Source organism: Rhodovarius sp., from assembly GCF_040399605.1.
Lineage (GTDB): Bacteria > Pseudomonadota > Alphaproteobacteria > Acetobacterales > Acetobacteraceae > Rhodovarius > Rhodovarius crocodyli_A.
Genome location: NZ_JBBARU010000027.1, coordinates 25,016 through 36,108 on the forward strand (window position 1 = coordinate 25,016; position 11,093 = coordinate 36,108).

The following is an 11,093-nucleotide window of genomic DNA, read 5'->3' on the forward strand; positions in this document are numbered from 1 at the left end:
GCTCAGCCCTCCACCAGCACGATGGGACCACCTTCGGGCGCGCTGGTCTGGCGGCCGATGCTGCTGCCCGGGGCCGGCCGCTCGCCACGCTTCAGCGCCTCGATCAGCGCGACGGTGCGCTCGTAATTCAGATCCTCGTGGTAGTCTTCGTCGATGCAGAGCATCGGCGCATTGACGCAGGCGCCCATGCATTCGACTTCGCTGAGGGTGAAGAGGCCATCGGAGGAGCTATCGCCATAGCCCTTCAGCCCGCCTGCATCGCGGCAGGCGCGTAGCACCTGGTCCGAGCCGCGCAGCCAGCAGGGCGTGGTGCCGCAGACTTGGAGATGGTAGCGGCCCATCTTCTTGAGATTGAACATGAAATAGAAGCTGGCGACTTCATAGACGCGGATGGGCGCCATGCCGAGGCGGGCGGCCACCACATCCATGGCGATGCGCGGCACCCAGGCGCTGCCGGTCTGCCGGCCCATCTGGTATTGCACCTGATAGAGCAGCGGGATGACCGCGCTGGCCTGCTTGCCCTCGGGGTAGCGGGGGATGATTTTGGCGATCGCCGCCTCGGCCTCGGCGTCGAAGGCAAAACTCGTCGGTTCGTCGCTCACCGGTCAATCTCTCCGAACACGATATCCAGGCTGCCAATGATTGCCACCGCATCGGCCAGCATATGGCCTTTGGAGAGCACCTCCATGGCCTGCAGATGGGCATAGCCGGGGGCGCGGATCTTGCAGCGATAGGGTTTGTTGCCGCCATCGGCGACGAGATAGACGCCGAACTCGCCCTTGGGGGCTTCCACCACCGAATAGGTCGAGCCTTCGGGCACGTGATAGCCCTCGGTATAGAGCTTGAAGTGGTGGATGAGGGCTTCCATCGAGCGCTTCATGGCGCCGCGCTTGGGCGGCGTGATCTTATTGTCCAGCACCTTGACGGGACCGGGGCGCATTTGCGCCAGACATTGGGCGATGATGCGCAGCGATTGGCGCATTTCGGCGATGCGGACGAGGTAACGGTCATAGCAATCGCCATGGCGGCCGACGGGGATGTCGAATTCCATCCGGTCATAAACATCATAGGGCTGGCTGCGGCGCAGATCCCAAGCCAAGCCAGAGGCGCGCAGGCAGGGGCCGGAAAAACCCCATTCGATGGCCTGCTCGGCGGTCATGACGCCGATATCGACGGTGCGCTGCTTGAAGATCCGGTTATTGGTCAGCAGGCCTTCGAGCTTGTCGATGAAGGCGGGGAATTGCTCGCACCAGCCGGCGATGCGCGCCTCCATGCCGGCGGGCAGGTCTTTCGCCACGCCGCCGGGGCGGAAATAATTGGCGTGGTAATGCGAGCCGCTGACCTGCTCGTACATTTCCAGCAAATGCTCGCGCTGCTCGAAGCCCCAAAGGGCGGGGGTGATGGCACCGCAATCCAGCGCATAGGTGGTGACGTTGAGCAAATGGTTGAGAATGCGGGTGATTTCGGAGAAGAGCACGCGGATATATTGCGCGCGTTCGGGGATATCACCCTCGATGCCCAGCAGCCTTTCGGTTGCGATGGCGAAGGCGTGCTCCATGCACATGGGGCTGACGTAATCCAGCCGGTCGAAATAGGGCAGCGCCTGGAGATAGGTCTTGTATTCGATCAGTTTTTCGGTGCCGCGATGCAGCAGGCCGATATGCGGATCGGCGCGCTCCACGACCTCGCCCTTCATCTCGAGGATGAGGCGCAGCACGCCATGGGCGGCGGGGTGCTGGGGGCCGAAATTGACGGTGTGGCTATCGACCTGCACCGTGTTTGCGGTGAGGTTGGTGGTGGTGACGCTCATGGCTTGGGCCCCTCCACGCGGTTGAGATGGATTTTCTCGTCGCCCGGCAGGGTCGTCATCGCTTCCCAGGGGCTGAGGAAGTCAAAGCTGCGGAAATCCTGGGTGAGTTTGACCGGCTCATAGACCACCTGTTTGCGCTCCTCGTCGTAGCGCAGCTCGATATGGCCGCTGAGGGGGAAGTCCTTGCGCAGTGGATGGCCTTCGAAGCCGTAATCGGTCAGCAGGCGGCGCATGTCGGTCAGGCCCTCGAAGACCACGCCATACATGTCCCAGGTTTCGCGCTCGAACCAGGTGGCGGCGGGCCAGATGGCGGCGACGGAGGGCACGGGGGTGGTTTCGCTGGCGGGCACGATGACGCGCAGGCGCTGGTTCAGCGTCAGGCTGAGAAGGTTATAGACCACCTCGAAACGCTCGGAGCGTTCGGGCCAATCCACGCCGCAGATATCCATGCATTGGGCGAATTCGAGGCCGGGGGTGTCGCGCAGCGTCAGCATCAGGGCGAGCAGCCCCTCGCGGGGGGTGTGCAGCACAAGCTCGGCGCCGCCGCGCTGGGTGGTCAGGTGGGCCTCGGGGATGGCGGCGAGCAGCGCCGCTTGCAGCGCCTCAACCACGGAGGATGGTCCCGGTGCGGCGGATTTTCTTCTGCAACTGCATGATGCCATAGACCAGCGCCTCGGCGGTGGGCGGGCAGCCGGGGACGTAGATATCGACCGGCACGATGCGGTCACAGCCGCGCACCACGGCGTAGCTGTAATGGTAATAGCCACCACCATTGGCGCAACTGCCCATGGAGATGACCCAGCGCGGCTCGCTCATCTGGTCATAGACCTTGCGCAGCGCGGGGGCCATTTTGTTGGTCAGCGTGCCGGCCACGATCATCACATCCGACTGCCGGGGCGAGCCGCGGGGGATGATGCCGAAACGGTCGAGATCATAGCGCGCCATATAGGCGTGGATCATCGGCACGGCGCAGCAGGCGAGGCCGAAGGTCATCGGCCAGAGGCTGCCGGTGCGCGCCCAGTTCACCACCTTGTCGAGATTGGCGACGACGAAGCCCTTATCCTCGATTTCGCCGGTGATGCCGCCGATGACGGCATCCTGTTCGGGGCCGGGCGGAAGAGCCTGGCGGTTCCAAGCGAGATCGCTCATTGCCAATCGAGCGCCCCCTTGCGCCATTCATAGATGAAACCGACGGTGAGCACGCTCAGGAAGCCCATCATGGAGAGGAAGCCGAGCCAGCCGATTTCGCCCAGCGTCACCGCCCAGGGGAAGAGGAAGGCCACTTCGAGGTCGAAAATGATGAAGAGGATGGCCACGAGGTAGAAGCGCACATCGAAGCGCCGGCGCGTATCGTCGAACGGCTCGAAGCCGCATTCATAGGCGGAAAGCTTTTCCGGGTTTGGCTTCTGCCGGGCCACCAGCAAAGCGCCGCCCACCATGGCGAGCGCAATGCCCGCCGCAATCCCGATAAACACCAGGACCGGAAAATACTCACCGAGCAGGCTGGCATTCATGGCCTTGACCTCTCAACCGCTGTGCCTGGGGCATGGATACGCCGAACCATTCGCGTGCCACTGCCCCCCGCCTCAACACGAGGCGCTTGGCCGGTTGCCCGGTGCCCCTCGTTTCCTTGCCGCTGCCCACCCCGCGTGGTGCGGTGCAGCGAAGCCGGACAATACCGACATGACGCCGCTTCCGCCATAGGCAGGAAAAGCAAAAAACGCGAGATATTGCAGTGATGGGGAGGGGATTGCTGGCGCGAGTGACGGGGCTCGAACCCGCGACCTCCGGCGTGACAGGCCGGCGCTCTAACCAACTGAGCTACACCCGCAATCCAGGAGGCGGGGTATGATGGCTGAGGGGATTTGTGTCAAGCGCGGGTCGGGAAAAAACCAGCTGATGGCGCGGAAAAGGGAATGGGCGCTGACGGGATCGAACCGCCGACATCCTGCGTGTAAAGCAGGCGCTCTACCGGCTGAGCTAAGCGCCCCTGGGTGTGTTGTTAGCATGGCCTGCCGTAGCTTCCCAGCGGGGCATGGGCGGGCACAAAAAGGCGGGCACAAAAAAGGCCGGCCCTTGCCAGGCCGGCCTTTGCGGAGAAGTTGCGCTGCTTAGTTCACAGCGTCCTTGAGGGCCTTGCCGGCCTTGAAGCGCACAGTGGTGCTGGCGGGGATTTCGATATCTTCGCCGGTGCGCGGGTTGCGGCCCTTGCCGGCGGCGCGCTCGGTGGTGCTGAAAGTGCCAAAGCCGACCAGGCGAACCTCGCCACCCTTGGTCTTCAGCGCGTCTTCGATCGCGGTGAAGATAGCGTCGACCACTTCGCCGGCCTTGGCCTTCGAAATGTCGCCGGCATCAGCCACCACGGCCACCAGATCTTGTTTGTTCATAGCCAACCCCCTGGGGAACCAAGCGGGGCGGCCGATTCCGCCCGCGCAAACTGAACGGACACTAGTTGCAGGGGTTTTGGCGCGTCAACTCCGATGACCGGTTTATCCCCGGAAATCCGCCATTTTTGGCCTATTCTTCATGCCCGCGCCGAGTCGCGGGGGGCCGGGGCACCCGGCTATAGGGTGCCCCCAACTTCACCGCTGGCCTTAGTGCGGCCGTACCGCCACCGATTCGCCGGTGGGGGTGACAGCGGCCACCTCCTCGGGTTCCACCCATTCTATCGCAACAGGTGGGCGGACCAGGGCTTTGGCGATGACCTCATCGACATGCGAGACGGCGAAAATCTTCAGGCCCTTTTTCACATTGTCCGGGATCTCGGCGAGGTCCTTTTCATTGTCCTTGGGGATGAAGACGGTGTTGATGCCGGCGCGCAGGGCTGCGAGCAGTTTTTCCTTGAGACCGCCAATGGGCAGGACGCGGCCGCGCAGGGTGATCTCACCCGTCATCGCCACATCGCGGCGGATGGGGATGCCGGTGAGCACGGAGACGATGGAGGTGGCCATGGCGATGCCGGCCGATGGGCCATCCTTGGGCGTGGCACCTTCGGGGACATGGACGTGGATGTCGCGCTTTTCGAACAAGGTGGGCTTGATGCCGAAGGTGGTGGCGCGGCTGCGCACATAGCTGAGCGCGGCCGAGACGCTCTCCTTCATCACATCGCCCAATTGGCCGGTTGGCTTGATATTGCCCTTGCCGGGCACCACCACGCTTTCGATGGTGAGGATATCGCCGCCCACCTCAGTCCAGGCCAGGCCGGTGACGACGCCGACCATGTCCTCGCTCTCGGCCTCGCCGAAGCGGAATTTGGCCACACCGGCATATTTGGCCATGTTCTTCTTGGTGATCACGACCTTCTTGGTCTTCAGCGTCACGATCTCCTTGACCGCCTTGCGGGCGAGGCTGCCGATCTCACGCTCAAGGCTGCGCACGCCGGCCTCACGGGTGTAGGTGCGGACCAATTCGCGCAGCACATCATCGGCCACCGACCATTCGGTGGGCTTGAGGCCATTGGCCTCGCTCACCTTGGGCATGAGGTGGCGCTTGGCGATTTCCACCTTCTCATCCTCGGTATAGCCGGGGATGCGGATGATCTCCATGCGGTCGAGCAGCGGCTGGGGCATGCGCAGGCTATTGGCGGTGGTGACGAACATCACATCCGACAGGTCGTAATCGACCTCCAGGTAATGATCGGCGAAGGTGGCGTTCTGTTCGGGGTCGAGCACCTCGAGCAGCGCGCTCGAGGGGTCACCACGCCAATCGGCGCCCAGCTTGTCGATTTCATCGAGCAGGAAGAGCGGGTTGGAGGTTTTCGCCTTCTTCATGCCCTGGATGACCTTGCCGGGCATCGAGCCGATATAGGTGCGGCGATGGCCGCGCACTTCGGCCTCATCACGCACGCCGCCGAGCGACATGCGCACGAAGTTGCGGCCTGTGGCCTTGGCGATGCTCTTGCCGAGCGAGGTTTTGCCCACGCCAGGGGGCCCGACCAGGCAGAGGATGGGGCCGCGGATTTTCGGGCTGCGGCTTTGCACGGCGAGGTATTCGGTGATGCGCTCCTTCACCTTCTCCAGCCCGTAATGATCGGCATCGAGCACGGCTTCGGCGGCGACGACGTCATTCTTCACCTTGGATTTCTTCTTCCAGGGGATGGAGAGAATCCAGTCAAGATAATTGCGCACCACGGTGGCCTCGGCCGACATGGGCGACATGGAGCGCAGCTTTTTCAGCTCGGCCAGCGCCTTCTCGCGCGCTTCCTTGGAGAGCTTGGTCTCGCGGATCTTGGCTTCCAGCTCGGCGGCCTCGTCGCGGCCTTCCTCGCCCTCGCCCAGCTCCTTCTGGATCGCCTTCAACTGCTCGTTGAGGTAATATTCGCGTTGGGTCTTTTCCATTTGCCGCTTCACGCGGTTGCGGATTTTCTTCTCGACCTGGAGGACACCGATCTCGCCTTCCATGTGCTGGAAGACGTGCTCGAGCCGGGACGCGGTGCCGGTGATTTCCAGCAGCTCCTGCTTTTCGGGGATTTTGATCGAGAGGTGGCAGGCCACCGTGTCGGCAAGCTTGGCCGGGTCATCGATCTGGTTAACGGAGACCAGCACCTCGGGGGCGATTTTCTTGTTGAGCTTGATATAGCTCTCGAACTGGCTGACCACGGTGCGGGCCAGCGCCTCGGTCTCCTTGGGTTCGCCAGCCTCTTCGGGCAGCAGATCGGCCACGGCCTCAAAGTAATTTTCGGTTTCCTTGAAGCTGCCGATCTTGGCGCGGCGGCTGCCCTCGACCAGCACCTTCACCGTGCCATCGGGCAGCTTGAGCAGTTGCAGCACCGTGGAGACGGTGCCGATTTTGTAGAGATCATCGGCGCCGGGGTCGTCCTGCGCGGCGTTTTTCTGCGCGACGAGCAGGATTTGCTTGTCGTCACGCATCACCGCTTCCAGCGCGCGGACGGATTTATCCCGGCCGACAAAGAGCGGCACAATCATGTGCGGGAAAACCACGATATCGCGCAACGGCAGCACAAGAAGCAAATCGCCGCTTTTGAATTCCGTCATATGACCTCACAAAGGACAGTCGGCGCGGGCTTCGCCCAGAAGCGGCACGAGGCCAGGCGCCTTAGGGTTAGGGAATTGGGGACCCGCCCCCTCGCGAACAAGGGAGCGGGGCAGAAGGGAATGGGCAAAAGCCCCGGCTCACGCCGAGGCCTGCTCCTGGCTGCGTTCGCCATAGATGAAGAGCGGCTGGCCGCGGCCCTCGGCCACCTCACCATTGACCACCACCTCATCCACATCATCACGGCCTGGCAGGTCGAACATGGTGAGCAGCAGGATGCTTTCCATGATGGAGCGCAAACCGCGCGCGCCGGTCTTGCGCTGGATGGCGCGGTTGGCGACGGCCTTGAGCGCATCCTCGGTGAAGGTGAGTTTCGCACCTTCCATCTCGAAAAGGCGCTGATATTGCTTGATCAGCGCGTTTTTCGGCTTGGTGAGGATTTCGATGAGCGCCTTTTCGTCGAGATCCTCGAGGGTGGCGATGACCGGCAGGCGGCCGATGAATTCGGGGATCAGGCCGAATTTCAGCAGATCCTCAGGCTCGACCTCGCGCAGGACTGCGCCGGCGCGGCGGTCATCGGGGCTTTTGACATCGGCGCCGAAGCCAATGCCCGAGCCCTTGCCGCGCTGGCCGATGATGCGTTCGAGGCCGGCAAAGGCGCCGCCGACGATGAAGAGGATATTGGTCGTATCCACCTGCAGGAATTCCTGCTGCGGGTGCTTCCGGCCGCCCTGGGGCGGCACGGAGGCGACCGTGCCCTCCATGATCTTCAGCAGGGCCTGCTGCACACCTTCGCCGCTGACGTCGCGGGTGATGCTCGGATTGTCCGACTTGCGGGAGATTTTATCGACCTCGTCGATATAGACGATGCCGCGCTGCGCCCGTTCCACATTGTAATCGGCGGCTTGCAGCAGCTTGAGGATGATGTTTTCCACATCCTCACCGACATAGCCGGCCTCGGTCAGCGTGGTGGCGTCGGCCATGGTGAAGGGGACGTCGAGAATGCGGGCGAGGGTCTGGGCCAACAAGGTCTTGCCCGAGCCGGTGGGGCCGAGCAGCATGATGTTGGATTTGGCGATCTCGATCTCGTTGTTCTTCGCCTGGGCTGCCAGCCGCTTGTAATGGTTATGCACCGCGACGGCCAAAACCTTCTTGGCGTGCTCCTGGCCGATGACGTAATCATCCAGCACCTTGCAGATTTCACGCGGTGTGGGCACCCCATCGCGGCTCTTCACCAGCGTGGTCTTGTGCTCCTCACGAATGATATCCATGCAGAGTTCGACGCATTCATCACAGATGAACACGGTCGGCCCAGCGATTAGCTTGCGAACCTCATGCTGCGACTTGCCGCAGAAGGAACAATACAGCGTATTCTTGGAATCGCCGGAAGACTTGCTCATGCTCGCTCCTCGCCCGCCGGGCCCGCCGGGAGGGCGGGGGCGGGCGTCATGGAATTGTAGCCCCGGCGGGCGCCGGGGGGAAGATTTGTCTCGATTGGGAGGGGAGGCTGCGCCAAATCAGCTCTTCGCGGCATCCGCACCGCTGAGCGGGCGCTTATCCACCACATGGTCGATCAGGCCGAAATCGCGGGCTTCCTCGGCGGAGAGGTAGGTGTCGCGCTCCATTTTCTTTTCGATCTCCTCCACCGGCTGGCCGGTGTGGTTGGCGTAGATCTGGTTCAGCCGGGCGCGGGTCTTGAGGATTTCGCGGGCCTGAATTTCGATATCGGTGGCCTGGCCCTGAGCGCCGCCGGAGGGCTGGTGGATCATCACCTGGCTGTTCGGCAGAGCATAGCGCTTGCCCTTTTCACCGGCCATGAGCAGCAGCGAGCCGGCGGAGGCGGCCATGCCGACACAAACCGTCGAAACCGGCGAGCGAATATATTGCATGGTGTCATACATCGCGAGGCCCGCGGTTACCACGCCGCCGGGCGAGTTGATGTAGAAGGAAATATCCTTGTTCGGGTTCTCGCTCTCCAGGAAAAGCAATTGCGCGCAGATCAGCGACGCCACCTGATCGAAGATCGGTCCGGTCAGAAAGATGATCCGCTCCTTCAGCAGGCGCGAATAAATGTCATAGGCGCGTTCGCCACGGGCGCTCTGCTCCACGACCATGGGCACGAGGGAGTTGTTGTAGATTTCGACCGGATCGCGGCCCTGGATAATGGACATACTGCTTGGCATCCTCGTTCGTGGCCCCCGGTGGAGAGGGTGATTGGGCAGCCACGGGTTGGCGCGGGCCGCCGAATCACCGGCCTGCCCGCAGGGTAACCTCTAAGATGTGGGCAGAAGGTGAATGAAGGAAAGACCCCCCTGCCCCGCCTTCAGACCATGGCGGCCACCCGCTCGCCGAGAAGCTGGCGCGCGGCGGGCAAAGGGCGGTGCAAATGGCCGAAGGCATCGCGCTCGAGAAAATGCGAGGTCAGCCGCAGCCCGTCGCGCCATTGCGCCGGGCTGGCGGGGGCGTCATCGGTCATCAGGGCGGGCAGTGGCAGCAGGCGCTCGGCATAGGGGGCGCCGGCTGCGGCGCTGACCGCGCGGCCGGTGCGGGGCGAGACCCAGGCGAGATCCTCGGTCACGCCGGTGGCGGCGCAACTGGTGAGATCAAGGCCGTAGCCCAGTTCGGCCAGCAGTGCAGCCTCCCAGCGGATCAGCGCCTCCAGGCCGCGATGGGGGTCGCGCGCCAGGGCCACCACCAGGCGCACCAGGCCGTGAAAGCTGGCCGGGTGGGGCTGGCGCTCGGGCAGCGCGCCCTCGGCCACGGCGCAGGCAGCGGTGAGCACGGCGAGTGCCAGCGGGTCCTCCATCGCCAGGGCGGCGGCGGCATGGACCATTTCGCCGGTCACCGCGCCGAGTTGGTCGGAGAGCCGGGCCACCCAGCGCGCCTCCACCAGATTGCCGGGTTGCCAGAGCGGCGCCTGGGCGCGGGATTGGCCGCCGCGGGCCATGGCGGGGTGGCGGCCCAGCGCCTCGGTCATCAGGGTGACGACCAACCCGGCCTCGCCATAGGGCCGGGCGCCGATGACGACCGCCGGGCCCTCCCATTCCGTCAGCGGCATGGCAGGGTCATGGGCTTAGCCCTCATCCTCCAGCCCCAGGGCGCGGATATGGCTGCGGCTGTCATCCCAATTGGCCCGGTCCTTCACGTTCAGGAAGAGGTGGATGGGTTTTTCGAGCAATTGGCTGAGTTCCTGCCGGGCGCGGCGGCCGATATCCTTGATCTTGGAGCCGCCCTCGCCGATCAGGATCGCCTTCTGGGTGGGGCGGGAGACATAGATGGTGAGGTCCACCCGGGCTGAGCCATCCTGGTGTTCCTTCCAGCTTTCGGTCTCCACCGTCGCGTGGTGGGGCACCTCGTCATGGGTGAGGCGGAGGATGTGCTCGCGCACGATCTCGGCCGCGAGCATGCGGTTGGGCAGGTCGGAGAGTTCATCCTCGGGGAAGAGCCAGGGGCCGGGCGGGGCCTCCACCGCCATGGCCTGCAGCATGAGGTCGATGCCATCGCCCTTGGTGGCGCTGAGCATGAAGGTTTCGGCGAAGGACAATTCGGCGTTCAGCGCCGCGGTCAGGGGCAGCAATTGCTGGCGGTCGATCAGGTCGATCTTGTTCAGCGCCAGCCAGATCGGCCGGGTGGTGCCTTTGAGCTTCTCGATGATGGCTTGCACAGCCTCGGTCATGCCGGCCTTGGCATCGACGACGAGCAGCGCGATGTCGGCATCCTTGGCCCCGCCCCAGGCGGCGGCGACCATCGCGCGGTCCAGCCGGCGTTTGGGGGCGAAAATACCGGGGGTATCCACCAAGATGAGCTGCGCCGGTGGGCGCATCACCACGGCGCGGATGCGAAACCGGGTGGTTTGCGGCTTGGGTGAGACAATGGTCACCTTGGTGCCGGAGGCGGCATTGACCAGGGTGGATTTCCCCGCATTCGGGGCGCCGATGATGGCGATGAGGGCGCAGCGCGTATCTGTCATGTCCGGCCCTTCTACGGCAAAGCGGCGGGGGGGGAAGGGTTTTTCGTGGCAGGTCTTCGCCGGCGGCTTGGGATGTGAGGCTTTAGCGGGCTGGTGGAGAGCGAATAGCGAGGGAAGTGAGATCGAGGGGCTTTGCCCCTCGATCACCCCAGCAGGGTCGACATATATGTAGTCCAGTTTCCTGCACCTTCGATCAATTTATTGATACAAAAAACTATTCAAAGGTCCAGGAAAATCATTTTCCTGGTGGGAGAGCGCGAGAGGGCAAAGCCCTTTCGCTCTTTTTTCCCCCGACATCAGGGTTTTTCCGCAGCCTGCTAG

The 11,093-nt window shown here is 63.5% G+C and carries 11 protein-coding genes and 2 tRNA genes; all 13 read right to left on the reverse strand.

Features of this window, described 5'->3' with window-relative positions; all coding sequences use genetic code 11:
* Positions 1-2 precede the first annotated feature (2 nt).
* The 13 genes from ABWP84_RS09235 to era all read right to left on the reverse strand — a co-directional run bounded on the left by ABWP84_RS09235 (position 3) and on the right by era (position 10,772).
* Positions 3-602, reverse strand: a complete 600-nt coding sequence (locus ABWP84_RS09235) for an NAD(P)H-dependent oxidoreductase subunit E (protein ID WP_353211734.1) — start codon at positions 600-602, stop codon at positions 3-5.
* Positions 599-1,810, reverse strand: coding sequence for an NADH-quinone oxidoreductase subunit D (locus tag ABWP84_RS09240; protein WP_353211735.1), 1,212 nt, complete (start codon positions 1,808-1,810; stop codon positions 599-601). The genes ABWP84_RS09235 and ABWP84_RS09240 overlap by 4 nt, the downstream gene beginning before the upstream one ends.
* Positions 1,807-2,472: an NADH-quinone oxidoreductase subunit C gene (locus ABWP84_RS09245; protein WP_408904259.1), complete on the reverse strand. Its 666-nt coding sequence runs from the start codon at positions 2,470-2,472 to the stop codon at positions 1,807-1,809. Before ABWP84_RS09245 ends, ABWP84_RS09240 begins: the two co-directional genes overlap by 4 nt.
* Positions 2,414-2,986: an NADH-quinone oxidoreductase subunit B family protein gene (locus ABWP84_RS09250; protein WP_353211737.1), complete on the reverse strand. Its 573-nt coding sequence runs from the start codon at positions 2,984-2,986 to the stop codon at positions 2,414-2,416. Before ABWP84_RS09250 ends, ABWP84_RS09245 begins: the two co-directional genes overlap by 59 nt.
* Complete coding sequence (locus ABWP84_RS09255) at positions 2,956-3,324, reverse strand: NADH-quinone oxidoreductase subunit A (RefSeq protein ID WP_353211738.1); 369 nt, start codon at positions 3,322-3,324, stop codon at positions 2,956-2,958. Before ABWP84_RS09255 ends, ABWP84_RS09250 begins: the two co-directional genes overlap by 31 nt.
* A gap of 240 nt (positions 3,325-3,564) precedes the next feature.
* Positions 3,565-3,641: transfer RNA gene (locus ABWP84_RS09260), tRNA-Asp, on the reverse strand.
* An 86-nt stretch (positions 3,642-3,727) separates the two neighbouring features.
* Positions 3,728-3,800, reverse strand: a tRNA-Val gene (locus tag ABWP84_RS09265).
* 121 nt (positions 3,801-3,921) lie between these two features.
* A complete protein-coding gene (locus ABWP84_RS09270; RefSeq protein WP_353211739.1) occupies positions 3,922-4,197 on the reverse strand; it encodes an HU family DNA-binding protein in 276 nt (91 codons plus the stop codon).
* A gap of 207 nt (positions 4,198-4,404) precedes the next feature.
* Positions 4,405-6,804 carry an endopeptidase La gene (lon, locus tag ABWP84_RS09275; protein ID WP_353211740.1) on the reverse strand — a complete coding sequence of 800 codons (2,400 nt, stop codon included), beginning with the start codon at positions 6,802-6,804 and terminating at the stop codon, positions 4,405-4,407.
* Between the two features lie 138 nt (positions 6,805-6,942).
* Positions 6,943-8,202 (reverse strand): ATP-dependent Clp protease ATP-binding subunit ClpX, encoded by a 1,260-nt coding sequence (gene clpX, locus ABWP84_RS09280; RefSeq protein ID WP_353211741.1) that lies wholly within the window; start codon positions 8,200-8,202, stop codon positions 6,943-6,945.
* Between the two features lie 117 nt (positions 8,203-8,319).
* Positions 8,320-8,973 carry an ATP-dependent Clp endopeptidase proteolytic subunit ClpP gene (clpP, locus tag ABWP84_RS09285; protein ID WP_353211742.1) on the reverse strand — a complete coding sequence of 218 codons (654 nt, stop codon included), beginning with the start codon at positions 8,971-8,973 and terminating at the stop codon, positions 8,320-8,322.
* A gap of 152 nt (positions 8,974-9,125) precedes the next feature.
* Positions 9,126-9,860, reverse strand: coding sequence for a DNA repair protein RecO (gene recO / locus ABWP84_RS09290; protein ID WP_353211743.1), 735 nt, complete (start codon positions 9,858-9,860; stop codon positions 9,126-9,128).
* A 15-nt stretch (positions 9,861-9,875) separates the two neighbouring features.
* Positions 9,876-10,772: a GTPase Era gene (gene era / locus ABWP84_RS09295; RefSeq protein WP_353211744.1), complete on the reverse strand. Its 897-nt coding sequence runs from the start codon at positions 10,770-10,772 to the stop codon at positions 9,876-9,878.
* Between the last annotated feature and the right edge of the window lie 321 nt (positions 10,773-11,093).